Source organism: Streptomyces alboniger (assembly GCF_008704395.1).
GTDB classification, from domain to species: domain Bacteria; phylum Actinomycetota; class Actinomycetes; order Streptomycetales; family Streptomycetaceae; genus Streptomyces; species Streptomyces alboniger.
The window spans coordinates 3,737,133-3,762,316 of record NZ_CP023695.1 but is presented as its reverse complement, the minus strand read 5'-3'; the positions used below and the strand labels follow the sequence as shown (position 1 = coordinate 3,762,316).

Here is a 25,184-nt window from a genome sequence, read left to right as displayed (position 1 = left end):
ACAACGCCCTCAAACCTGGGGTGGATGCGTGCGGACGATATGCCCCACTCTGCGCCTCTACGCGGGTGCCATCAGCAGCGGGCGGGCCCGCTCGCGCAGCTCGACGACCCGGGGCTCGTCCCCGTACGGCTCCAGGCGGTGCAGGAGGTCGCGCACGTACTCCGTGGTCCTCGCGGAGGAGATGCGCCCGGCGACCTCCAGCGCGCGCGTGCCCTGCTCGCAGGCCGCGTCGAGGTTGCCGGACTCCAGCTCGGCGACCGCCGAGACGACAAGGCGCAGGCCGTGCGACCGTACGAACTCCTCGGTGGGGCGGGACAGCGCCTGTTCCGTGAAGCGCCGCACCTGCCGGGGCGCCTTGAGGTCGCGGTAGCACTCGGCGGCGTCCGCGGCGAAGCGGTCGTAGGAGTAGAACCCGAGCCAGGAGGGGTCGTTGTCGCCGTCGCGGGCCCGCTCCAGCCAGCCCTCGGCGGCCCGCAGCGCCGCCCCCGCGGCCGGCGCGTCATGGGCACGCGCGTGTGCCCGCGCCTCGACGAGGCGGAAGAAGCTCATGGTGCGGGCCGTCGCGAGCCCGCGGTTGCGCTCCAGGGCGGCCTGCGCGAGGTCGACCCCCTCGTCCCCGAAGCCGCGGTAGGTCGCCTGGAGGGACATGGAGGCGAGGACGTAGCCCCCCAAGGGGACGTCGGCCGCCGCGCGGGCGAGCCGCAGCGCCTGGATGTAGTAGCGCTGGGCGGCCTCCTGCTGGCCGGTGTCGAAGGCCATCCACCCGGCGAGGCGGGTCAGCTCGGCGGACGCTCCGAAGAGGGCGCGGCCCACCTCGTCGGAGTAGGAGCCGAGCAGCAGCGGCGCCGCCTCGACCCGCAGGCACTCCGGGACCATGGAGGAACGCCAGTCGCCGCCGCCGTACTTGGAGTCCCAGCGCCGCGCGTCCTCCGCGGCCTCCCGCAGCTTCAGCACGTCGCTGTGGCCGACCTTCATCGGCGCGCCGCCGTCGTCGGCGTGCGCCAGGTCCCGCGGCACGTCGCGCGAGGCGTCGCGCGCCACGGAGCTGTCGGCCGGGGTTATCAGCCAGCGTGAGGCGGGTGTCGCGTACGCGCTGACCGCGAAGGATCCCGCGAGGGACTGCCAGATGCCGCCGCCCGCGCGGCGGCCCGCCAGATCGAGGCGGTACAGCTCGGTGGCCGACTTCACGGCCGCCCCCACATCACGGGGGAAGGCGAGGCCGACCTCGGGCGCCGGGTCGGCGTCCGCGAGGCCGATCTCGTGCAGCGGCACCGGGCGGCCGAGCTTCTGGCCGATGGCCGCCGCGATCAGGTGCGGGGCGGCGCCCTGCGGCACCATGCCCTTGGACACCCAGCGGGCCACCGATGTCTTGTCGTATCGAAGCGTCAACCCGCGTTGTGCGCCGAGGTCGTTGACCCGGCGTGCGAGTCCCGCGTTGCTGATTCCCGCGAGGGCGAGAACGGTGCCGAGTTTTTCGTTCGGCCCGCGTTGCTCCCTGGACATGCGCCACCCCTCGACACAGACGGCTGCCGGGCGATGACTGGACCGCACGGCATTCGTGCTGCGTTCCCCCGGGGGCAGTGGGCCCGGTGGCCGGAATCCCGGCCGCAAGAGCGTTTGGCCGATCCTCCAGGTATATGCCTCCGCGAAAACATCAGCACACACAGCGTAGTTCGCCGCATCCCAAGCGTTAAGAGGCGCAGTTCCGTATGGCGGGATTGTTGTCCGTACGGAAGCGCGAGGGGCCCCGGAGCGTGCTCCCGGTGTGTGGCCGTGCGCCTGTCCGTGCGCTCTTCTGCGGCCATGGCGGGAGCGCTTCCCTTGGGGATGCGTGGGTCGGCCCGCTGCGCTGGAGTCAGTGGGCTGGGGGACACCGCCGCCTCCGTCCCCGCGGGCGGCGGACCGGTCCGGGAGGCGAACACCGCCTCCCGGGCTGTGTGTTGCCCTTCAACGATGACGTCCTGGGCTCATCCCAGGCCGATTTGGCCGAAAATAGCCTATGTGATGGATCGGGCATTTCGCCCATTCGCGAGCCGGGCGCCATACGCGTGCCCCGGCCCGCTGGAATCGTGCGCAAGGAGAAGGGCATCTTCCGCCCTTCAACTACCGCCCTCGCAGGGTGGATTCACCGCCGCGCAAGCGGCCACGCGGCCCCTCCCGTGCGCCTCCTTCGTGGCAGCATGGGACCCCAGTGCTTCGGTGCACTGGTCGGCCGTGCCTCTCGGCGCCTCGCCGACGGTCGTCCACAGCCTGTGGAGGCAGTGATGCGGTGGTTGGTGGGGTGGAGCAGTACCGCCGCGAGGCCCTCGGTGGTGGGCTCGGCCGGGGCCACCGGTGACGACGGCGAGTCCGTGCACCCCGTGGGCTCCCAGCTCCTGTGGGGCGACCCGGACCCGCTCTGGGCGGTCGGCGACTGGCGGCCCGACGAAGTGCGGACGCTGAAGGTCGACGAACAGACACGCATCGCGGTCCTCGGCACCTGCGGAGCCTCCGACGAGCAGCTGCGGGTGGGCCTGTTCGCCGCGCGCGGCGGCGCGCTGCGCCACCTCACTGCCTGGTCCGGCAGCTATACGGCGGTCGTCCAGGTCGGCCGCCGCGTCATGATCGCCGGTGATCTCGCGGGCGCGCGCCCCGTCTTCCACACCCCCTGGGCGGGCGGTACGGCCTACGCCACCGCCGCGCTGCCGCTGGCCGACCTCATCGAGGCCCACCTCGACATCGGCCACCTCGCGGCGCTGCTCGCCGCCCCCGACGTCCCCGAGGCACTGCACGACTCGACGCCCTACCAGGGTGTGCGGCGCGTGCCCCCGGGGCACGCGCTGATCCTGCGCGCGGGCGCACGGGAAGTCGCCGGGTACGAGCCGGTCGCCTCGCTCGCCGTCGCCGCCCCCTCCGCCGACGCGGCGAGCGCGGTGGACGGCGTCCGTGACGCCCTCGTGGAGGCGGTACGAGCCCGCCTCACCGCCCCGCGTCACGTGCCCGGCACGGACGTCGACCCCGGCCCGGTGCCCGGCATGGGGCCCGCCGAGCGGCGCGCCGCCCGCGGCATGCCGGTGCCGGGCATCGGAGCGGACCTCTCCGGAGGACCCGCGTCAGGAACCCTCGCCCTCCTCGCGGCCGGTCTGCCCGGCATGCCCGGCACGGTCCTCGGCCATGGCACCGGCGCCGGGGAGCGCCTCCTCGCCGTCACCTTCAACGACCTCGCCGTCAACGGCCGCGAGGCGGAACTGGAACGGGCCGGTGCCATCGCCGCCAACCCGCGCCTGCACCACGTGGTCGTCGCCGGGGGCGAGGACGCCCTGCCCTACGCCGACCTGGAAGGGCCCCTGACGGACGAACCGAGCAGCACCCTGGTGACCGCCCAGCGCCACCGCGCCCGGCTCTCCTCGGGCAGCGCGGACCACTTCACGGGCCACGGGGCGCGACAGGTCCTCGACGCCCACCCGGCACGGCTCGCCGACCTCCTGATGGACCGCAAGCGCCGCCACCTCGTGCGTCCGGTGGCCGCGCTGGCGAAGGCCGACGGCTCGGTGATGGTCCCCGCGCGCGTGTACGGCGCGGCGCGCAAGCTGGCCCGCATGCCGCACCGCGCGGGCGTCCAGTCGCTCGCCGAGCGGCTGCTGCACCGCCGCTTCGACGAACCGGGCGGAGCCGTGGGGGCGTCGCTCGCCGCCCTCGCGTGGGCCAGACCCGGCCCGGCCGCGCGCTGGCTGACCGGCGAGGCCCTCGCTGAAGTATCGGTTCGGCTGAACGACACGACGATGCGCCCCGGCGGCCCCGGCCAGCGCCCCGGAGAGTTCCGCGCGCGTGCGGCCCTCGCCCGGCACGCCGCCGACCTCCGCATCCTGGAGCAGGCCGCCGAGGTCCGCTTCCAGCGCCTGCACGCGCCCTTCCTGGACAACCAGGTCGTCCGCGCGTGCCGTGCGCTTCCCGAGGCCCTGCGCGTTCAGCCGGGGGCGCGGGCCGCGATCCTGCGCACGGTGCTGGAGGGCGCCGGGGTCGCCGATCTGCCCTCCGGCTGGGGTGCCCCCTCCCACGCCTCGAACGCGGCCGCCGCCCGCACCGGCCTGCGCGTGGCGGTGGACGAGCTGATCACCCTCTTCGACACCCCGCTGCTCGCTCAGGCGGGCCTGGTAGAGGCCCGCGTCGTCCGCAAGGCGCTGCGCGAGGCAGCGGAGGGGGAGCCGCTCCCGCTGGACGGCCTGGCCGACCTGGTCTCCACGGAGCTGTGGCTGCGCAGGCTGCTGTCGCGAAGGGGAACGTGCTGGACGGGCACTCCCGCACGGCAACGAGCCGTCCCTACGGGGAGCGTGGTTCCGGAGAGGGGCGCGCTGGGGGCGGGGCGTTGACGCCTCAGGGGCGGGGCGTTGATCCGCTCACCCGCCTGGGCCGCTGAGGCGTGCGCCGTAAACCGCGCGCCTGGAGCGTGCGCCCCTAAAGCGCGCGCCTTAAGGGGACATGCCAGGGAGAATGGCCCGGTGCGGTACGGAATCCTGGGCGCCACCGAGGCGTACGACGAGCAAGGCGCCCCCCTGCCCGTAGGGGGCCAGCGGCTGCGCGCCCTGCTCGCCGCCCTGGCGCTGCACGCGAACCGCACGGTCACCGTCGGCGCCCTCATCGACGAGGTCTGGGCCGACGATCCGCCGACCGACGCCCCAGCCGCCCTCCAGGCCCTCGTCGGCCGGCTGCGCCGCGCCCTCGGCAAGGACGCCGTCGCCTCGGCCCCCGGTGGCTACCGCCTCGCCGTCGCCCCCGAAGACGTCGACCTGCACCGCTTCGAACGCCTCGCGCGTGAGGGCAGGGCCGCCCTGGACCGCGACGACCCCGCGCCCGCCGCCCGCGCCCTGCGTGACGCGCTCGCCCTGTGGCGCGGCCCGGCCCTCGCCGACCTGCCCGACGGGGCCGCCGCCGCACGCCCCGAGGCTCAGCGCGCGGAGGTGCTCCGGGCGCGGATCGAGGCGGACCTGCTGCTGGGCCGCGCGCCCGATGTCGTACCGGAACTGCGGGAACTGACCGCGGCCCAGCCGTACGACGAGACAGTGCGCGCCCTGCTGATCCGCGCCCTGCGCGACGCCGGGCGCGGGGCCGACGCGCTCGCCGCCTACGAGGACGCGCGCCGCGCCCTCGCCGAGGGCCTCGGAGCCGATCCGGGGCCGGAACTGCGCGCCCTGCACGAAGAGTTGCTCGCCCCGGCCGAAGCGGCTCCCCGTCCGCGCAGGACGCCGCCCCTCCCCCCGCCTCAGGCCGAGCGGGCGGCTGAGTGGACGGCTGAGACGACGGTTGGGCGGGCAGTCGACCAGGCAGCCGGCCCGTCAGTCGAACCCGCAGCAGGCCCAGTAGGCCCAGTAGGTCCAGCAGGCGAACGAGCGGTCGACCGGATCGCCCACCAGCAGGCAAGCATCCGTACCGGACCTGCCCGTAAGGGGAACATCCGCAACCGTTTGACCTCTTTCGTCGGACGGGAACCCGAGCTGGCCGCCATCCGTTCGGATCTGCACAGGGCCCGCCTCGTCACCCTCACCGGACCGGGCGGCTCCGGAAAGACCCGCCTCGCCGAGGAAGCCGCCGCCGGGCATCCGCAGGCATGGCTGGCCGAGCTGGCCCCGCTCGACCACCCCGAGGCGGTGCCCGGCGCTGTCGTCAGCGCGCTCGGTCTGCGCGAGACCCTGCTGATGACCAGCGAACTGTCCGTCCCGCAGGACGACCCGCTCGGCCTGCTCGTCGAGTACTGCGCCCAGCGCGCGCTGCTCCTGATCCTTGACAACTGCGAACACGTGATCGACGCCGCCGCCGCGCTCGCCGAGACACTCCTCACGCACTGCCCCGGCCTCACGATCCTCGCCACCAGCCGCGAGCCCCTGGGCGTGCCCGGCGAGTCCGTACGTCCGGTCGAGCCGCTCCCGCCCGACCCGGCACACCGCCTGTTCGCCGAGCGGGCCGCGGCGGTGCGGCCCGGCTTCGCCCCCGAGGAGGACGCCGAGGCCGTCGCCGAGATCTGCCGCCGCCTGGACGGCCTGCCGCTCGCCATCGAACTGGCCGCCGCCCGCCTGCGGTTGCTCGCCCCGCGCCAGATCGCCGACCGGCTCGACGACCGCTTCCGCCTCCTGACCAGCGGCAGCCGCACGGTCCTGCCCCGCCAGCAGACCCTGCGGGCCGTCGTCGACTGGTCCTGGGACCTGCTCGGCGAGGCGGAGCGGACCGTGCTGTGCGAGGTGTCCGTCTTCGCGGGCAGCTGGGACCTGCCCGCCGCCGAGGCGGTCTGCACCGGTCCCGCCACGGAACTGATCGGCGCCCTCGTCGACAAGTCCCTGATCGTGGCGGTCCCGGGCGCCGGGCCCGAGGACGGAGGCATGCGCTACCGCCTCCTGGAGACCATCCACGAGTACGCCGCCGAGCGCGCCGCCGAGACCCCCGGCCTGCTCCCGGCCGCGGCCCGGCGCCACAGCGCGTACTTCCGCGCGCTCGTCGAGCGCGCCGAGCCCCTGCTGCGCACCGCCGAGCAACTGCCGTGGATCAGACGCCTGGAGACGGAGCTGGACAACATCCGCGCGGCCCTCCAGCACTCCGTCGAGACGCGCGACACGACGACGGCACTCGCCCTCGCCCTGCACACCGGCTGGTTCTGGTGGCTGCGCAACTTCCGCCGCGAGGGCTGCGAGTGGATGAGCCGAGTCCTCGGCCTGGCCCCCGTCTGCGCCACGTACGGCGCCTGGGGCCTGCCCGACGAGGACGACCCGCTCTACTGGCCGTGGATGGAGCTGCGGCTGCTGCACCTCTTCCTGGTGACGGAGACCCTGCCCGCCGACGCGCGAACGGACCAGGACGGCTGGACCAAGGACAGGTACGTCGAGCGGGTGCGCGCCGTCTTCGCACGCCCCGGTCCGGAGTCCGCCCGGTTCCCTGGGCTGATCTGGCCGTTCACGATCTTCTTCACCGGCGGCACGCACGACCACACCCGCCCCGCCGTCGACCAGGCGGTCGAGAACTGCCGCCGCTACGGAGGCGACTGGGAACTCTGCGTCATCCTCATGTTCCGCGCGCACATGGCCATCGACATGAACGGCAACTTCTCGGGCGTCGACGAGGACCTGGCCGAGCTGCGTGCGCTCAGCGGACGCGTGGGCGACCGGTGGATAAGGGCCCAGGTGAGCAGCGCCGCGGGCGAGGCGGCGATGGCCCGCAGCCGCCACGGAGAGGCCCGCGCTGCCTACGAGGAAGGGCTGCGCCTGGCCTACGAAGTGGGGGCGTACGCGGAGACGCCGTTCCTCCTGGCGAGGCTCGCCGAGATCTCGTATCTGGAGGGCGACCGGGAGGCGGCGGAGAAGACCCTCGACGAGGCGAGCACCGAGGCCGACCGCTACGGCGTGACCGACTCCCATTCGTACGTACGGCTGTTGCGCGCGGTGATGGCGCTGGACGACGGCGATCCGGCCGCGGCCGGCAGGCTGTGCGCCGCTGCCCGCGGCGAGTCGACGTACGGCACGCCGCCACCGCAGTTCAGCGTGGCCGTGCGCGGTGTGGAGGCCCGGGTCACCGCCGCCGAGTCGGGCCCGGCGGCGGCCCTGCCCGAGCTGACCGACGCGCTGCGCGAGGCCGTGAACGCGCGCTGCTCCGAGGTGATCGTCGCGTCCTTGGTGGATACGGGCGCCACGTTCCTGAGCGACCTCGGTGACCACGTGCGCGCGGTCCGCCTCCTGGCCGTCGGCACACGCCTCCGGGGCGGCCATCCGCGCCCTCGGCCCGAGGTGACCGCCGCCGACCGCGTCATGTCCGCCGCCACGGCCGCCCTCACCGCGACGCGGTACGAGGCTGCGTACGCCGCCGGCGGCGACCTCACGATCGACGAACTGCTCAGGGAGCTGACCGAGGCCATGGGTGGCCCGGACCCGTCCGGTCAAGCGGGGCCGGGGACTCCCTAGAAGCAGCGCATCCGCGACTGCGCCCAGTCCGCGAGCGCCACCGAGGAGAAGGGCGTGTGCGGCTCGACGACGAGGCGGATGGTCTTGCGGCCCGTGAGGTTCACCTGCACGGGCAGCGCGGGGTCACCGCCCTTCATCAGCGGCGACTGCCACAGCCGCGCCCCGTCCGCGTACACGGAGAAGCGCACCGCGCCCAGCTCCATCGTCATGTCGTCGACGCCGACGAGCGCGTCGTACGTCGTGCAGCTGCGGTTGAGGTCGATCGTCACGGAGGACTTGCCGTGCACGGTCACGCCGTGGGAGTAGCGCCGGTCGTCGATCGACAGGCCCCGGCGCTGCCACACCCAGCTGCTCTCGCCGAGCCGCATCTCGGGCTTGGTGCCGTCGCCCACCGTGCCGTACTGGAGCTCGCTCCAGTGGTAGACCGCCGGGGCCGGTGGCGGCGGCGGTGGCTTCGGGGTCGGCTCGGGCGGGGGGGTGGGCTCGGGCTCAGGAGGAGGTGGCGGCGGTGGCGGCGGCTTCGGCTTGGGCTTCTCCTCGGCGGGAGGCTTCGGCGTGGGGGGCGGCGGCGTGGGCTTGGGGGTCGGCTTCGCCGCGGGGAGCGGAGGAGAGGGCTTGGGCTTCAGGGGCGGCGGCTTCTGCGGCACGATCGACTCGGACACCGCGGGCTCCTTGGCCTTCGGCGGCCGGTCCTCCTTGGGCTTGCCGTCGCCACCGGTGAGGGCGATCGCCGCGGCGACCCCGGCCGCCACGACGACGCCCGCGGCGATACCGGCCTTGGCGGGGGCGCCGAGCCCTTCGGCGGCGGCTGCTCCGCCCGCGGCCGACCCTCCGGAGGCCCCGCCCGTGGCCGCCGTGCCGGCGGCTCCCGCGGCGCCCGCGCTCACGGTGCCGCAACCGACGAGCGCGGCCACCTTCGCGTACCCGGCGGCACCGAACCAGCCGATGACGGCGATCGGCACGACCGCGGGGATCCCGCTGGCGACTTCCTTGATCTGGCCCGCGGCCAGACGGCACTTGGCGCACTCCTCCAAGTGCTTGCGCAGGCCCCGCTCGGCGCGGGTGCGCAGTCCGCCGCGGGCGTAGGCGCCGAGGCGGTCGGCGTAGCGCGCGCACTCCTCGCTCTCGGTGAGGGTGGCGCTCACGTGCGCCTGGAGGTAGGCCTGCTTGAGGCCCTCGCGGGCGCGGCTCGCGAGCACGCGCGTGCCGTTCGCGTCGAGGCCGAAGAGCGTGGCGACCTCGCTCGGGGACTCGTCCTCGATCTCCGTGTGCCACAGCACGGCCTGCCAGCGCTCCGGCAGGCTCCGGAAGGCCTGCATGGCCATCGACTGCTCGGCCTCGTGCATCGCGCGGACGTCCGCGCCCAGGTCCAGCGTGTCGTCGTCACCCACGTCGGTGCCGCGCGCGGCCTGCGCGGCGAACACCGCGAAGTCGTCGACCAGCTGCTCCCGCCTGGCCGACTTCGTCCACCCGGCGGCGACGCGCCTGATCGTGGTCAGCAGATAGGCGCGCACCGCGTACTCGGGCCCGCTGCCGCCGCGTACCGCCTGGAGCATGCGGGCGAAGACCTCGGCGGTGAGGTCGTCGGCGGTGTGGCCGTCGCGGCAGCAGGTGCCGGCGTAGCGGCGGACGGCTTCGGCGTGCCTGCGGTACAGCTCTTCGTACGCGGAGTCGTCGCCCGTCCGCATCCGCGAGATCAGGTCGGCGTCGGACGGCGCCGCTTCCCCGTCGCCGGGCGCGGCGGCTCCCGTGCCGCCCTCACGCTGCGGCGGCACGCTGGGGCCGGGGGCCGTGCCGGATGCCGTCCCGCCGGTCCCCTTGCCACCGCTTGCCGAGGGTGCCTCCTCGCCGAAGCCGGTGGACGGCTCGTCCCGACCGTCAACACTCATCGCGGAACGCCCCCGGTTGCACACTCAGACCCGACCACCGGGAAAGCGTGGCACACGGCCGCGCTCGGGCCACGAGGGATGACAGGCAACCACTCGTCCGAGGTGACTTCCCGCAACGGAGCACTACCGTTCACCCATTCGGGGAAGACTCAACAACCGCGGTGATAAACGGAGTTGAGCCTTCCGCCGTCTGGGGTGCCGCTACGACGGCCGAGACCGCAGCCCTTCGAGCAGGATGTCCAGCAGTCGCGACGAGGCCGCGGCCTGCTGCGCCGCGTCCGGCAGCGAGGGCGCCGCCGTCGCTATCACCAGGAGCACGTCCGAGACGGTCACGTCCGGTCGCAGCTCGCCCGCCGCACGGGCACGCTCCACGAGGCGGCCGACGACATCGAGGAGCGTCGCCGTCCCCGCGTCCTCGCCCATCGGGACCGACTCCTCGGCCGGCGCCTGGCGCTGTTCCACGAGGCGCAGCTCGGGCGAGTCCGGGGCGGGCTGGCGCTGCTGCGGCACCCTCGCCTCGTCCTCGTCGGCCGCGCCGTCCTCGACGCTCACCCGCAGCACCTGCGGCGGCAGCAGCCGCCCCGCGCCCGACGCCACGGACGTCCGCAGGAAGCGCGAGAGCGCCGACCACGGCTCGTCCTCCTGCCCGAGCGCGGCACGCGCCTGGTCGGTCAGCCGGGAGGTCTCCTCCTCGGCTATGCGCCTGACCAGTACGTCCTTGCTCGGGAAGCGGCGGTAGACGGTGCCGACACCGACCCGCGCGCGGCGCGCCACGTCTTCCATCGGCGCGCCGTACCCCAGCTCGCCGAAGACCTCGCGTGCCGCACGAAGTACATGCTCGAGATTGCGCTGTGCGTCGACACGCAGCGGTGTCGTGCGCGCTCCTTCCCCCATGTCACGTCCGTTCCCGCTGAGGCCGACGGCTGATGCCGACGCGGCAGCGGAAGTCCAGTGGGTTTCCTGAATGGTCATACACGTTCCCCCGGTTAATGACGTCTCCCCCCGGAGACTCCCCGCCATTGGTCAACCGGCGTGTGAGGAGCGAACCCTTCCGCGAGCCCGGAAACTCGGCTCGACGAGCGCATCCCCCGACACCCCGACGTCCCACGAACATAGTTGAGCCTGAGTCAATTCAGAAGAGGTGGGTTCCGCACGGAGCGCCCCCCGATCGGAGTACGCACCGTTTCCGGCCTTATCGTCCCCCGTCTCCATACCCCCCTCACCCCCGCTGACCTGCGCACCTCCCGCGCTCCGGCGCAATCCGCCGGGCGCCGGGGGCGCACCACGACCGGTCACACAAATTGCCGGGCCTGTGGACAAACTCTGTAGCCGGGTGCGTCATGGGATGGTGAAGGAACCTGTGCGCATTCTCGTCGTCGGCGGCGGCTACGTCGGTATGTACACCGCGCTGCGGCTCCAGCGGAAGCTGAAGTCGGAGCTCAAGCGGGGTGAGACCGAGATCGTCGTGATCACTCCCGAGCCGTATATGACGTATCAGCCATTCCTGCCCGAAGCGGCGGCCGGCAACATCTCGCCGCGCCACGTCGTCGTACCGCTGCGCCGCGTCCTCGACCAGTGCCGCGTCGTCATCGGCGAGGTCGAGTCGATCGCCCACGCCAAGCGCACCGCGACCTTCACCACGCTCGCCACCGAGGAGGAGGGCACCGGCCCCGTCGACATCGTGTACGACGAACTGGTGCTGGCCCCCGGCTCCATCTCGCGCACGCTGCCCGTCCCCGGGCTCGCCGAGTACGCCATCGGTTTCAAGACCGTCGAAGAGGCCATCGGGCTGCGCAACCACGTCATCGAACAGATGGACATCGCCTCGTCGACCCGCGACCCCGCGATCCGCGACGCGGCCCTGACCTTCGTCTTCGTGGGCGGCGGGTACGCGGGCGTGGAGGCGCTCGGCGAGCTGGAGGACATGGCGCGCTACGCCTCCCGGTACTACCACAACATCAAGGCCGAGGACATGAAGTGGATCCTCGTCGAGGCGACGGGGCGGATCCTCCCCGAGGTCGGGGAGGAGATGGGCCAGTACACCGTGCGGGAGCTACGACGGCGCAATATCGACGTACGCCTGGAGACCCGCCTCGACTCCTGCGAGGACCGTGTCGCCGTGCTGAGCGACGGCTCCCGCTTCCCCACCCGCACCGTCGTGTGGACGGCGGGCGTCAAACCGCACCCGGTCCTCGCCGCCTCCGACCTGCCGCTGAACGAACGCGGCCGCCTCAAGTGCACCGCACAGCTCTCTGTCGAAGGCGCCACGCACGCGTGGGCGGCCGGAGACGCCGCCGCGGTCCCCGACGTCACCGCGGACGAGCCCGGCAAGGAGTGCGCGCCCAACGCCCAGCACGCCGTGCGCCAGGCCAAGGTCCTCGGCGACAACATCGTGGCGACCCTGCGCGAGCGGCCCCTCCAGGAGTACCGGCACAAATACGTCGGCTCCGTAGCGTCCCTGGGACTGCACAAAGGTGTCGCACACGTCTACGGACGCAAGCTGAAGGGCTACCCTGCCTGGTTCATGCACCGCGTCTACCACTTGAGCAGAGTGCCGACCATCAACCGCAAGTCCCGTGTGCTCGCCGAATGGACCCTCTCCGGACTGTTCAAACGCGAGATCGTCTCCCTCGGATCGCTTGAGCACCCCCGTGCGGAGTTCGAACTGGCGGCCGGGCGCGAGCGCCCGAAGGAGTCCTCCTGACCGGAGTCAGGAACTCCCCGCGCAGGACCCACGTCTGACGGATGTCCGTCCGGACCGGCCGATGTCAGTCCGGCAGACGAGACTGTTCGTGTGACCATGGTCCGGCCGCAAGGCCGACCAGGGACGTCCGCCCTCGACATGCTGTGTTCCCGATCCAGAAGCGACACCACGAGGCCTACCGCAGTGAACTTCACGCGCTGGAGCGCCCGGCTCCCCGGAACGCAGCGCCGCGCAGCAGCGCGGACCGAACAGGCGATCGCCACGGCATCCCGAGGAGACGGCTCCGTCCCCGCGGCCCGCGCCGAGCGGCTCTCCGACGGGACCCCGCCCGCGCCCGCCGACGGCATCGACCAGCTGCCGGTCCGCGAGGTGCTCGACCGCATCCCGGCCCTCGTCGCCCTCGTGCACGGCGCCGACCACCGCATCGCCCACGTCAACGACGCGTACGTCGCCGCCTTCGGCCCCCGCCCCATCGGCGAACCCGCGCGCGTGGCCCTGCCCGAACTGGACGAGCTGGGCCTGCTGCCCCTCCTGGACCAGGTCCTGCGCAGCGCGAAGCCGCGCACCGTCAAGTCCCGCAAGGCCCCCGGCGGACGCTCGTACACCTTCACCTGCACGCCCGTGACGCTGCCCCTGGGCGGCTCCGAGGCCGACACCGAGGAAGGCGGCGGTGTGCTTGTCTTCGCCGCCGACGTCACCGACCACGCCGAGGCCGCCGAGCGGCTGCGCGCCAGCGAGCGCGCCCAGCGCGAGACGGCCGTCACCCTCCAGAAGTCCCTGCTGCCCCAGGAACTGGAACAGCCCGACGACCTGCGCATCGCCGCCACCTACCAGCCGGGCGGCACCGAGGCCGCGGTCGGCGGCGACTGGTACGACGTGATCACCCTCGGCGGCGGCCGCACCGCCCTCGTCATCGGCGACGTGATGGGCCGCGGCGTGCGCGCGGCGGCCGTCATGGGCCAGCTCCGCACGGCCGTGCGCGCCTACGCCCGCCTGGACCTGCCCCCGCACGAGGTACTGCAACTCCTGGACGGCCTCGCCTCCGAGATCGACGCCAGCCAGATCGCCACCTGCGTCTACGCCGTACACGATCCGAACGAAGGAAGCCTCGTCTACGCGTCCGCCGGGCACCTGCCCATCCTCGTACGCGACGAGAACGGCACCATCCACCGCGCCGAGAAGCCCACCGGACCCCCGCTCGGCACCGGCGGCTGGCTGCACACCTCGGGCTCCGTGCCGCTCGCCCCCGGATCGACGGCCGTCCTCTACACGGACGGCCTGGTCGAGCGGCGCAGCGAGGACATCTACGAAGGCGTGGCCTCCCTGGAGCGCGCCCTGGCCGGCGCCACCGGCACGCCCCAGGTGGTGTGCGACCGCCTCATCCGCGCCCTCGGGGTGACGGCCGACCACGACGACGACGTCGCGGTCCTCGTCCTCCAGCACCCCGCCCGCATCGGCTCGGACGCCGAACTGTTCAGAAACGCCGCCCTGGAGCTGCTCGGCGGCGTCGAAGCGGCGCCACGCGCGCGTGCCTTCGCCACAGGCGTGCTGGCCAGCTGGCGCTTCTCCCCGGAACTGCACGACCTGGGCGTCCTCGCGGCCAGCGAACTGGTCGCCAACTCCCTCCAGCACGGCACCCCGCCGATGCGGCTCCGTCTGCGCCGCACCGACCGCCGTCTGATCATCGAGGTCACCGACGGTGACGACCACCTGCCGCGCCGCCGCCGCGCCGAACCGGCCGACGAGGCGGGACGCGGCATCGCCATCGTCGCCACGATCGCGTCGAGCTGGGGCTGCCGCCGCACACCGGGCGGCGGCAAGGCCGTCTGGTGCGAGTTCGCGCTTCCCAAGTAGTGCGCGTTACGCGTCGGCCTTGGCCGGCACGGCCGTAGCAGGGCCGCCCTGCGCCACCACAGGGCTCTTGGCCAGCGAAGGCTGGTTCTGCACCGGAGTGAGCTGACGTCCCATCCGCACCGCCAGCACCGTGATGCCGAGCGAGAACAGTACGAACGTCACGATGTACGGCGCGTGCAGCGCGGCACCCATCGGACCGCCCACGGCCGGACCGACCGCGAGGGCCAGCTGCTTCACCAGGGCGAAGGCCGAGTTGTACTGCCCGACCATGCCGCCCGGCGCCAGGTCCGCGACCAGCGGCGCGACGGTCGGCGACAGCATCGCCTCACCGAGCCCGAACAGGGCGTACGTCGAGACGAACGCCGCGGTCGCCATCGCCTGGCTGCCGTGCCCGAGCCCCGCGTACCCCGCGAGGATCCACGCGAAGGCCCAGATCAGACCGACGGACGCGATCACCCGGGACCGCTTGCGCCGCTCGACGAACTTCAGGACCGCGAACTGCGCGAGCACGATCATCGCCGTGTTGGCGGCGAGCGCGATGCCGAGCGTCGACGGCGAGATCCCCGCGGCCTCCACGCCGTACGCGGAAAGACCCGACTCGAACTGCCCGTAGCAGGCGAAGAAGAGCACGAAGCCGAGGACGCACAGCTGCACCATGGCCTTGTGCTTCAGGAGCGCGCGCAGCCCGCCCCGGGGAGCGCCGTCCGTGGGCATCGCGTCCTGGATGGACGGCGCGTGCGGCAGCCGCACGGTCAGCGCGATCGCCGCGAGCACCAGGAACATCACGGACTCGATGGAGAACAGCAGGGTGAAGCTGCTCGGCCGGTGCTCGTCGACGATCTGGCCGCCGATGAGGCCGCCGATGCCGAGACCCAGGTTCTGGAGGAAGAACTGCATCGCGAAGGAGCGCGTACGGGTCGCCGGCGTCGACGACCAGACGATCATCGTCGCGAGCGCCGGCTGCATGACCGCGGTGCCCGCGCCGAGCAGGGCGGCGGACAGGATCGCCGTCGTCTCACTGTTCGCGACGCCGAGCGCGACCGCGCCCACGGAGGCGACGACTGCCGCGCCCACGAGTACGGGCAGCGGGCCGCGCCGATCGATGACGCGGCCGGTGATGGGCAGGACGATCAGCGCGGCCATGGCGAAGGCGGCCAGCACGATGCCCGCCGTACTGGCCCCCAGCTCCCGCACCTGCGCCACATAGACGTAGAGGAACGGAACCGTGAACCCGATGCCGAACGCGCTCAGCGCGCTGCCTGCCTGGATACGACGCATCGCTGCGCCCATCGCCCTGGTCACTTTCACCTGCCTTAGGAGTTAGAAGTGAAGACTTCGAAGCTAAAGTTAGGATCTAAACAGTACACACTGAAGGACTTCAATGCCAAGTGGGGGCGTGCCATACTGCGGCCATGGGTGACACCCCCGGCCCAAGTGAGCCGACACTTGAAGAGCAGATCGCCGCGTACCAGCGCGAGTTCCAGGACCTCGACCCCCAGGTCGAGAAGATCGTCTCGGCCCTCGGCCGCCTGAACCGCCGTATGAACGTGGCCTACGGCCGCCAGACCGCGACGCTCGGCATCAGCAACGCCGAGTGGGAGGTCCTCAAGGCCCTCGTCCTCTCCGGAGCCCCGTACCAAATGGGCCCCGGCGACCTTGCCAAGCGGCTCGGCCTCACGCCCGCCGCCATGACCCACCGCATCGACCGCATGGTGGGGGAGGGTCTGGTCACCCGCGACCGCGACGAGACGAACCGCGTGCGCGTCATCGTGGAGCTGACCGCGGAGGGCCGCGAGAAGTGGCTGGAGGCGATGCGCCTTGCCACGGTCTTCGAGGAGGACCTCCTCCAGGACCTGTCCGACGACGAGCGCGGCGTCCTGGACGAGCTGCTGACCCGGCTGCTGCGCCGCGTGGAGCACGCCCAGCCGGACGCCGGCGGACGCCTGACGGACCTTGACTGAAGGCCGCTGGGTGGGGGTTGACAGTCACCCAACCGACCCGTAAGGTTCTTCGGGTTGCCACGGAGCCGTAACGGTTCTGCGGCCGCACCTCCGCCGCTGATCGAGCGGCAAACCCAACTCAGCACAACCTCCCAACGGAACGCATTCGGCATGCCCGAATTCAATTCCAGGACTCGATTATGAGTCGCCGGGAAAACCCGCTAGAGTTTGGGACGTCGGAACGGCCCAACAGCCGCGAGGACAACCCACATTCGACTGGGAGTCAGGCCCGCAAGGATCTGATAGAGTCGGAACCGCCGGAAAGGGAAACGCGAAAGCCGAAAGGCTGGAGCGGGAACCGGAAAGGCACCGAGGAAATCGGACACGAAAGAGTCTGATAGAGTCGGAAACGCAACAACAAAAGAAACACCGAAGGGAAGCGCCCGGAGGAAAGCCCGAGAGGGTGAGTACAAAGGAAGCGTCCGTTCCTTGAGAACTCAACAGCGTGCCAAAAGTCAACGCCAGATATGTTGATAACCCCGTCTCCAGCATCAGCTGGGACGCGGTTCCTTTGAAAAAACACAGCGAGGACGCTGTGAACGGACGGGATTATTCCTCCCGACCGTTCCGCTCTCGTGGTGTCATCCCGATTACGGGAGAACATTCACGGAGAGTTTGATCCTGGCTCAGGACGAACGCTGGCGGCGTGCTTAACACATGCAAGTCGAACGATGAAGCCCTTCGGGGTGGATTAGTGGCGAACGGGTGAGTAACACGTGGGCAATCTGCCCTTCACTCTGGGACAAGCCCTGGAAACGGGGTCTAATACCGGATAACACCTCCACTCTCCTGGGTGGAGGTTAAAAGCTCCGGCGGTGAAGGATGAGCCCGCGGCCTATCAGCTTGTTGGTGAGGTAATGGCTCACCAAGGCGACGACGGGTAGCCGGCCTGAGAGGGCGACCGGCCACACTGGGACTGAGACACGGCCCAGACTCCTACGGGAGGCAGCAGTGGGGAATATTGCACAATGGGCGAAAGCCTGATGCAGCGACGCCGCGTGAGGGATGACGGCCTTCGGGTTGTAAACCTCTTTCAGCAGGGAAGAAGCGAAAGTGACGGTACCTGCAGAAGAAGCGCCGGCTAACTACGTGCCAGCAGCCGCGGTAATACGTAGGGCGCAAGCGTTGTCCGGAATTATTGGGCGTAAAGAGCTCGTAGGCGGCTTGTCACGTCGGGTGTGAAAGCCCGGGGCTTAACCCCGGGTCTGCATTCGATACGGGCTAGCTAGAGTGTGGTAGGGGAGATCGGAATTCCTGGTGTAGCGGTGAAATGCGCAGATATCAGGAGGAACACCGGTGGCGAAGGCGGATCTCTGGGCCATTACTGACGCTGAGGAGCGAAAGCGTGGGGAGCGAACAGGATTAGATACCCTGGTAGTCCACGCCGTAAACGGTGGGAACTAGGTGTTGGCGACATTCCACGTCGTCGGTGCCGCAGCTAACGCATTAAGTTCCCCGCCTGGGGAGTACGGCCGCAAGGCTAAAACTCAAAGGAATTGACGGGGGCCCGCACAAGCAGCGGAGCATGTGGCTTAATTCGACGCAACGCGAAGAACCTTACCAAGGCTTGACATACACCGGAAAGCATCAGAGATGGTGCCCCCCTTGTGGTCGGTGTACAGGTGGTGCATGGCTGTCGTCAGCTCGTGTCGTGAGATGTTGGGTTAAGTCCCGCAACGAGCGCAACCCTTGTTCTGTGTTGCCAGCATGCCCTTCGGGGTGATGGGGACTCACAGAAGACCGCCGGGGTCAACTCGGAGGAAGGTGGGGACGACGTCAAGTCATCATGCCCCTTATGTCTTGGGCTGCACACGTGCTACAATGGCAGGTACAATGAGCTGCGATACCGTGAGGTGGAGCGAATCTCAAAAAGCCTGTCTCAGTTCGGATTGGGGTCTGCAACTCGACCCCATGAAGTCGGAGTTGCTAGTAATCGCAGATCAGCATTGCTGCGGTGAATACGTTCCCGGGCCTTGTACACACCGCCCGTCACGTCACGAAAGTCGGTAACACCCGAAGCCGGTGGCCCAACCCCTTGTGGGAGGGAGCTGTCGAAGGTGGGACTGGCGATTGGGACGAAGTCGTAACAAGGTAGCCGTACCGGAAGGTGCGGCTGGATCACCTCCTTTCTAAGGAGCACTTCTAAGCCAAGCTTGCTTGGTTCAGAGGCCACTACGTCGGCAAACGATCGACGGTGGTTGCTCATGGGTGGAACGTTGACTACTCGGCCTGGTTCACGGGTCGGAGGCTGCAAGTACTGCTCGCAAGAGCGTGGAAAGCATGATCTTCGGACGGGACTCGGTCGGGCACGCTGTTGGGTATCTGAGGGTACGGGCTTGTTCCCGACCTCAATGCCGACCCCAGTGAAGGTTCGCTTCGGCGGGCTGTGATGGGTGGTTGGTCGTTGTTTGAGAACTGCACAGTGGACGCGAGCATCTGTGGCCAAGTTTTTAAGGGCGCACGGTGGATGCCTTGGCACCAGGAACCGATGAAGGACGTGGGAGGCCACGATAGTCCCCGGGGAGTCGTCAACCAGGCTTTGATCCGGGGGTTTCCGAATGGGGAAACCCGGCAGTCGTCATGGGCTGTCACCCGCTGCTGAACACATAGGCAGTGTGGAGGGAACGCGGGGAAGTGAAACATCTCAGTACCCGCAGGAAGAGAAAACAACCGTGATTCCGGGAGTAGTGGCGAGCGAAACCGGATGAGGCCAAACCGTATACGTGTGAGACCCGGCAGGGGTTGCGTATGCGGGGTTGTGGGATCTCTCTTTCACAGTCTGCCGGCTGTGAGACGAGTCAGAAACCGTTGATGTAGGCGAAGGACATGCGAAAGGTCCGGCGTAGAGGGTAAGACCCCCGTAGTCGAAACATCAGCGGCTCGTTTGAGAGACACCCAAGTAGCACGGGGCCCGAGAAATCCCGTGTGAATCTGGCGGGACCACCCGTTAAGCCTAAATATTCCCTGGTGACCGATAGCGGATAGTACCGTGAGGGAATGGTGAAAAGTACCGCGGGAGCGGAGTGAAATAGTACCTGAAACCGTGTGCCTACAAGCCGTGGGAGCGTCGGACATCAAGCTTGCTTGGTGTCTCGTGACTGCGTGCCTTTTGAAGAATGAGCCTGCGAGTTTGCGGTGTGTTGCGAGGTTAACCCGTGTGGGGAAGCCGTAGCGAAAGCGAGTCCGAATAGGGCGGTTTAGTAGCGCGCTCAAGACCCGAAGCGGAGTGATCTAGCCATGGGCAGGTTGAAGCGGCTGTAAGAGGTCGTGGAGGACCGAACCCACCAGGGTTGAAAACCTGGGGGATGACCTGTGGTTAGGGGTGAAAGGCCAATCAAACTCCGTGATAGCTGGTTCTCCCCGAAATGCATTTAGGTGCAGCGTCGTGTGTTTCTTGCCGGAGGTAGAGCACTGGATAGGCGATGGGCCCTACCGGGTTACTGACCTTAGCCAAACTCCGAATGCCGGTAAGTGAGAGCACGGCAGTGAGACTGTGGGGGATAAGCTCCATGGTCGAGAGGGAAACAGCCCAGAGCATCGACTAAGGCCCCTAAGCGTACGCTAAGTGGGAAAGGATGTGGAGTCGCAGAGACAACCAGGAGGTTGGCTTAGAAGCAGCCACCCTTGAAAGAGTGCGTAATAGCTCACTGGTCTAGTGATTCCGCGCCGACAATGTAGCGGGGCTCAAGCGTACCGCCGAAGTCGTGTCATTCCAGCATATAGGGCCAACGCCTGCTGGGATGGGTAGGGGAGCGTCGTGTGCCGGGTGAAGCTGCGCCGGAAGGCAGTGGTGGACGGTTCACGAGTGAGAATGCAGGCATGAGTAGCGATACATACGTGAGAAACGTGTGCGCCGATTGACTAAGGGTTCCTGGGTCAAGCTGATCTGCCCAGGGTAAGTCGGGACCTAAGGCGAGGCCGACAGGCGTAGTCGATGGATAACCGGTTGATATTCCGGTACCCGCTGTGAAGCGTCAAACATTGAATCAGGCGATGCTAAGTCCGTGAAGCCGTTCCGGACCCTTCGGGGAAAGGAAAGTGGTGGAGCCGACGGACCAGACTTGTAGTAGGTGAGTGATGGGGTGACGCAGGAAGGTAGTCCAGCCCGGGCGGTGGTTGTCCCGGGGTAAGGGTGTAGGCCGTGTGATAGGTAAATCCGTCGCACATTAAGGCTGAGACCTGATGCCGAGCCGATTGTGGTGAAGTGGATGATCCTATGCTGTCGAGAAAAGCCTCTAGCGAGTTTCATGGCGGCCCGTACCCTAAACCGACTCAGGTGGTCAGGTAGAGAATACCGAGGCGTTCGGGTGAACTATGGTTAAGGAACTCGGCAAAATGCCCCCGTAACTTCGGGAGAAGGGGGGCCATCACTGGTGATCGGATTTACTCCGTGAGCTGGGGGTGGCCGCAGAGACCAGCGAGAAGCGACTGTTTACTAAAAACACAGGTCCGTGCGAAGCCGTAAGGCGATGTATACGGACTGACGCCTGCCCGGTGCTGGAACGTTAAGGGGACCGGTTAGTGCACTTTCGGGTGTGCGAAGCTGAGAACTTAAGCGCCAGTAAACGGCGGTGGTAACTATAACCATCCTAAGGTAGCGAAATTCCTTGTCGGGTAAGTTCCGACCTGCACGAATGGCGTAACGACTTCTCGACTGTCTCAACCATAGGCCCGGTGAAATTGCACTACGAGTAAAGATGCTCGTTTCGCGCAGAAGGACGGAAAGACCCCGGGACCTTTACTACAGTTTGATATTGGTGTTCGGTTCGGCTTGTGTAGGATAGGTGGGAGACTTTGAAGCGGGCACGCCAGTGTTCGTGGAGTCGCCGTTGAAATACCACTCTGGTCGTGCTGGATGTCTAACCTCGGTCCGTGATCCGGATCAGGGACAGTGTCTGATGGGTAGTTTAACTGGGGCGGTTGCCTCCCAAAGAGTAACGGAGGCGCCCAAAGGTTCCCTCAGCCTGGTTGGTAATCAGGTGTTGAGTGTAAGTGCACAAGGGAGCTTGACTGTGAGACCGACGGGTCGAGCAGGGACGAAAGTCGGGACTAGTGATCCGGCGGTGGCTTGTGGAAGCGCCGTCGCTCAACGGATAAAAGGTACCCCGGGGATAACAGGCTGATCTTCCCCAAGAGTCCATATCGACGGGATGGTTTGGCACCTCGATGTCGGCTCGTCGCATCCTGGGGCTGGAGTCGGTCCCAAGGGTTGGGCTGTTCGCCCATTAAAGCGGTACGCGAGCTGGGTTTAGAACGTCGTGAGACAGTTCGGTCCCTATCCTCTGTGCGCGTAGGAATATTGAGAAGGGCTGTCCCTAGTACGAGAGGACCGGGACGGACGAACCTCTGGTGTGCCAGTTGTCCTGCCAAGGGCATGGCTGGTTGGCTACGTTCGGAAAGGATAACCGCTGAAAGCATCTAAGCGGGAAGCCTGCTTCGAGATGAGTATTCCCACCCCCTTTGAGGGGTTAAGGCTCCCAGTAGACGACTGGGTTGATAGGCCAGATCTGGAAGCCCGGTAACGGGTGGAGGTGACTGGTACTAATAGGCCGAGGGCTTGTCCTCAGTTGCTCGCGTCCACTGTGTTGGTTCTGAAACCACGAACAACCCCGTACATGGTCACGTGCGGTGCGGTTGACAGTTTCATAGTGTTTCGGTGGTCATAGCATGAGGGAAACGCCCGGTTACATTCCGAACCCGGAAGCTAAGCCTCATAGCGCCGATGGTACTGCAGGGGGGACCCTGTGGGAGAGTAGGACGCCGCCGAACTAATTTTGAATGGGAAACCCCCGCACCTTATGGTGCGGGGGTTTTCTGCGTTCACGGCTATTCATCTGTTGTCAGACCGGCAGTTCGCTGTTCGGCCAGCGGGAACGGCCCTGTTCGCGGGAGCGGAGCAGGGCCAGGGTGGGCAGGCCCCGGTCGGCGCCGGTGGCGAGCAGCTCCGGGAGCTGAGGCAGCGGGGCGACCGCGGCGGCGTCGTCGAGGACGAGCGTCATTGGTGGGTCGAGCCGACCGGAGGATGACCGTTCGGCCATGCGCCGGCCGTGCTCGACCACGCTGGAGGCGAGTGCCGTGAGCAGCGGCATGGCACCCGGGCCTTGGCGGGCCTTGGGATCCTCGATCGCCTCACCCACCACAAAAAGCGTGCCCCCTTCATGGACGAAGGAATCCAGCGTGAGCGCATCAGTTCGGTTTGGGGTGCAGGACTCGCGGACGTGGACCGTGAAGAGAGCCGAGAGGGCTCGGGCGGTCAACTCCTGGGCCACGTCACGGCGTTCGGGGTACGCCGTGAGGGTGGCCTCCAGCTCGCCCGCGGCACCGGGCGCGGCCCCGGGGTGCGTACGGAGGATGCGTACGGCCTCCTGGACCTGGGTGCCCTGGGACCAGCGGTGGACGTGCTTCATCGGCCTGTCGCCCACCGCGGCGGCGTGCAGGAAGCTGCGCATCAGGGTCTCCGCCGTGTCGGCCACGGCGGCGTCCAGCTTGGCGCTCGGCCTTATCGGGGCGAGGAGGGCGGCGGCGCGCTGGGCGGCCGTCGCCTTGTCCTGGCAGCCGGCGGTGGGGGACCAGTGCAGACGGGCCGGGGTGTCGCAGAGGTGGGACGGGTCGTAGAGGAGGACCGGGCCCAGCTTGGCGCGGGCGTCCTTCGTCTCCTCCCACAGGGTGGGGTCGGAGGTCAGGACCAGGGCGGCGGCCTCGGCGTCCTGGACGGCCTGGAGGGCGTGGGGTCTTCTGGTCGCGGGGGTGCCGAGGATCAGGGGCGTACGGAGAGTGGGGGATGGGAGTGGTGATGGTGGTGTCAGTGGTGCGGGTGATGTGGGTGATGCAGGTGGTGTGAGTGGCGCAGAGGATGCCGGTGGGCTCTCCGGGGCGGGGGCGGGGATGCTCTCCGGGGCCGGGGCCGGGGCACTCTCCAAGGCCGGGGCCGGAGGTGCGGCGCTCTCCGGGGCCGGCGCCGGCGCCGGGACCGGGGCCCAAGAAGCGTTGTTCGCGCCTTCGGCGCGCCTCGTCCTCCGCACCGCCCGCCACCGCACCACCGTGCCCGTCACGAAGACCATCAGTACGATCAACACCATCAGCTGGCCGATGAACAGGCCCCAGAACAGGCCGTATCCCGACAGCTGCGCCGCAGGTGTTGCGGGCCAGGCGCCCGGCAGGTCCTGCGGGCTGCCGATCAAGTGGCGTACCGCCAGGGGCGTGTTCCCGAACGTGACTCCGTCCGGCCACGCCCCTCGCGCGAACCGCGCCGCGAGCCTCGTGGACGTCCAGACGAGGACCGTGGAGCCCAGCAGGAAGCCGAGGAAACTCAGTAGCAGCCCGTCCGGGATGCCCCTCTCGGCGCCGGCGCTCCGCGCACCCCGCTCGGGACCGCGCCCGTACGAGGGGCCTCTCCGCTCCCAGTCATCCCGCATGCTGCTCCATGTACGCCGCCCGTGCCTCCGCCTCCAGTTCGGCCGCCCGCATCGCGTCGTCGGCGAAGTCGGCGGACGACTCCGTCATGGCGCGGTCGGTGAAGACCAGCGGCCGTTCCGTCTCCGTGATGAGGTGCTTGACCACCTGGACGTTGCCGTTGACGTCCCATACCGCGATGCCGGGGGTCAGGGTCGGAATGATCTCCACCGCCCACCGGGGCAGTCCGAGGACCCGCCCCGTGGCCCTCGCCTCGTCGGCCTTCTGGGCGTAGATCGTCCGTGTGGAGGCCATCTTCAGGATCGCGGCGGCCTCTTTCGCCGCCGCCCCGTCCACCACGTCACTCAGGTGGTGGACCACCGCCACGAACGACAGACCGAGCCGCCGCCCGAACTTCAGCAGCCGCTGGAACAGCTGCGCCACGAACGGGGAGTTGATGATGTGCCACGCCTCCTCCACCAGGAAGATGCGCTTCTTGCGGTCGGGCCGGATCCACGTGTGCTCCAGCCAGACGCCGACGATCGCCATCAGGATCGGCATGGCGATGGAGTTGCGGTCGATGTGGGAGAGGTCGAAGACGGTCAGGGGCGCGTCGAGGTCGACGCCGACCGTCGTCGGGCCGTCGAACATGCCCCGCAGGTCACCGTCGACAAGGCGGTCGAGCACGAGGGCCACGTCCAGGCCCCATGCCCGTACGTCGTCTATGGCCACGTTCATCGCCTCGGCGGACTCCGGCTCGGGGTGGCGCAGCTGCTCGACGATGTCGGTGAGGACCGGCTGGCGTTCCACGATCGTCTCGTTCACGTACGCGTGCGCGACCTTCAGCGCGAAGCCCGAGCGCTCGTCGAGCCCGTGCCCCATGGCGACCTCGATGATCGTCCTCAGGAGCGCGAGCTGGCCGGTCGTCGTGATCGCGGGGTCCAGCGGGTTGAGGCGGATGCCCATGTCCAGGGCGGCGGTCGGGTCGAGCCGGATGGGAGTTATCCCCAGCTCCTGGGCGATGAGGTTCCACTCGCCCACCCCGTCCTCGCCCTGCGCGTCGAGCACGACGACCTGGCGGTCCTTGAAGCGCAGCTGGCGCAGGACGTACGTCTTCTCCAGCGCCGACTTGCCGTTGCCGGACTCGCCGAGCACCAGCCAGTGCGGCGCGGGCAGCTGCTGCCCGTACAGCTGGAAGGGGTCGTAGATGTAACCCTTGCCGGAGTACACCTCGCGCCCGATGATCACGCCCGAGTCGCCGAGGCCGGGCGCGGCCGTCGGGAGGTAGACCGCCTGGGCCTGCCCCGTCGACGTGCGCACCGGAAGCCTGGTCGTCTCGACCTTCCCGAAGAGGAAGGACGTGAAGGCGTCCGTGAGGACGGTCAGCGGATCCCGCATCGCAACAGCCTGCCTCTACGTCGATACG

General features: G+C 69.1%; 11 protein-coding genes and 3 rRNA genes. 8 read left to right on the top strand and 6 right to left on the bottom strand.

Annotated features, from left to right (window positions below; genetic code table 11):
- Nucleotides 1–57 precede the first annotated feature (57 nt).
- Complete coding sequence (locus CP975_RS16625) at nt 58–1,503, bottom strand: NsdA family TPR-like regulatory protein (RefSeq protein WP_030790252.1); 1,446 nt, start codon at nt 1,501–1,503, stop codon at nt 58–60.
- 761 nt (nt 1,504–2,264) lie between these two features.
- Here CP975_RS16625 and CP975_RS16620 point away from each other — a divergent pair.
- Together CP975_RS16620 and CP975_RS16615 are read left to right on the top strand one after the other, a co-directional pair.
- On the top strand, nt 2,265–4,349 hold the full coding sequence (locus CP975_RS16620; protein ID WP_150477053.1) for an asparagine synthase-related protein: 2,085 nt from the start codon (nt 2,265–2,267) through the stop codon (nt 4,347–4,349).
- A 129-nt stretch (nt 4,350–4,478) separates the two neighbouring features.
- Nucleotides 4,479–7,919, top strand: a complete 3,441-nt coding sequence (locus CP975_RS16615) for an AfsR/SARP family transcriptional regulator (protein WP_150477052.1) — start codon at nt 4,479–4,481, stop codon at nt 7,917–7,919.
- On the opposite strand, the gene CP975_RS16610 is transcribed toward CP975_RS16615, so the two are convergent.
- Nucleotides 7,916–9,808: a sigma-70 family RNA polymerase sigma factor gene (locus tag CP975_RS16610; RefSeq protein WP_150477051.1), complete on the bottom strand. Its 1,893-nt coding sequence runs from the start codon at nt 9,806–9,808 to the stop codon at nt 7,916–7,918. The two genes, CP975_RS16615 and CP975_RS16610, sit on opposite strands and share 4 nt — an antisense overlap.
- Nucleotides 9,809–10,009: 201 nt before the next feature.
- On the bottom strand, nt 10,010–10,780 hold the full coding sequence (locus tag CP975_RS16605; protein WP_055536289.1) for a TetR/AcrR family transcriptional regulator: 771 nt from the start codon (nt 10,778–10,780) through the stop codon (nt 10,010–10,012).
- Nucleotides 10,781–11,153: 373 nt separating this feature from the next.
- Between CP975_RS16605 and CP975_RS16600 the strand changes: the two genes are divergently transcribed.
- Nucleotides 11,154–12,512 (top strand): NAD(P)/FAD-dependent oxidoreductase, encoded by a 1,359-nt coding sequence (locus CP975_RS16600; RefSeq protein WP_055536075.1) that lies wholly within the window; start codon nt 11,154–11,156, stop codon nt 12,510–12,512.
- A 183-nt stretch (nt 12,513–12,695) separates the two neighbouring features.
- Nucleotides 12,696–14,366, top strand: a complete 1,671-nt coding sequence (locus CP975_RS16595; RefSeq protein WP_055536074.1) for an ATP-binding SpoIIE family protein phosphatase — start codon at nt 12,696–12,698, stop codon at nt 14,364–14,366.
- Nucleotides 14,367–14,372: 6 nt separating this feature from the next.
- Here CP975_RS16595 and CP975_RS16590 read toward each other — a convergent pair whose 3' ends face one another.
- A complete protein-coding gene (locus CP975_RS16590) occupies nt 14,373–15,656 on the bottom strand; it encodes an MFS transporter (protein ID WP_150477050.1) in 1,284 nt (427 codons plus the stop codon).
- A 122-nt stretch (nt 15,657–15,778) separates the two neighbouring features.
- Here CP975_RS16590 and CP975_RS16585 point away from each other — a divergent pair, with 122 nt between their 5' ends.
- The 4 genes from CP975_RS16585 to rrf all read left to right on the top strand — a co-directional run bounded on the left by CP975_RS16585 (nt 15,779) and on the right by rrf (nt 22,135).
- A complete protein-coding gene (locus tag CP975_RS16585) occupies nt 15,779–16,327 on the top strand; it encodes a MarR family winged helix-turn-helix transcriptional regulator (protein WP_055536072.1) in 549 nt (182 codons plus the stop codon).
- A 642-nt stretch (nt 16,328–16,969) separates the two neighbouring features.
- Nucleotides 16,970–18,495, top strand: a 16S ribosomal RNA gene (locus tag CP975_RS16575).
- Between the two features lie 311 nt (nt 18,496–18,806).
- Nucleotides 18,807–21,931: ribosomal RNA gene (locus CP975_RS16570) — 23S ribosomal RNA — on the top strand.
- A gap of 87 nt (nt 21,932–22,018) precedes the next feature.
- Nucleotides 22,019–22,135: ribosomal RNA gene (rrf, locus tag CP975_RS16565) — 5S ribosomal RNA — on the top strand.
- The 16S, 23S and 5S rRNA genes sit together here, the layout of an rRNA operon.
- A 71-nt stretch (nt 22,136–22,206) precedes the next feature.
- Here the strand turns inward: rrf and CP975_RS16560 are convergent.
- Entirely contained in the window at nt 22,207–23,781 is a 1,575-nt protein-coding gene (locus CP975_RS16560; RefSeq protein ID WP_246201536.1) for a type IV secretory system conjugative DNA transfer family protein, read from the bottom strand.
- Entirely contained in the window at nt 23,771–25,156 is a 1,386-nt protein-coding gene (locus tag CP975_RS16555; protein ID WP_055535353.1) for an ATP-binding protein, read from the bottom strand. The genes CP975_RS16560 and CP975_RS16555 overlap by 11 nt, the downstream gene beginning before the upstream one ends.
- Nucleotides 25,157–25,184 lie beyond the last annotated feature (28 nt).

Excerpts from the sequence above, each read along its gene's own strand:
- CP975_RS16605 (WP_055536289.1), bottom strand. The coding sequence starts at position 10,780 with ATGACCATTCAGGAAACCCACTGGACTTCCGCTGCCGCGTCGGCATCA.
- CP975_RS16555 (WP_055535353.1), bottom strand. The coding sequence starts at position 25,156 with ATGCGGGATCCGCTGACCGTCCTCACGGACGCCTTCACGTCCTTCCTC.
- CP975_RS16600 (WP_055536075.1), top strand. The coding sequence starts at position 11,154 with ATGGTGAAGGAACCTGTGCGCATTCTCGTCGTCGGCGGCGGCTACGTC.
- CP975_RS16610 (WP_150477051.1), bottom strand. The coding sequence starts at position 9,808 with ATGAGTGTTGACGGTCGGGACGAGCCGTCCACCGGCTTCGGCGAGGAG.
- CP975_RS16625 (WP_030790252.1), bottom strand. The coding sequence starts at position 1,503 with ATGTCCAGGGAGCAACGCGGGCCGAACGAAAAACTCGGCACCGTTCTC.
- CP975_RS16585 (WP_055536072.1), top strand. The coding sequence starts at position 15,779 with ATGGGTGACACCCCCGGCCCAAGTGAGCCGACACTTGAAGAGCAGATC.
- CP975_RS16560 (WP_246201536.1), bottom strand. The coding sequence starts at position 23,781 with ATGCGGGATGACTGGGAGCGGAGAGGCCCCTCGTACGGGCGCGGTCCC.
- CP975_RS16590 (WP_150477050.1), bottom strand. The coding sequence starts at position 15,656 with ATGGGCGCAGCGATGCGTCGTATCCAGGCAGGCAGCGCGCTGAGCGCG.
- CP975_RS16620 (WP_150477053.1), top strand. The coding sequence starts at position 2,265 with ATGCGGTGGTTGGTGGGGTGGAGCAGTACCGCCGCGAGGCCCTCGGTG.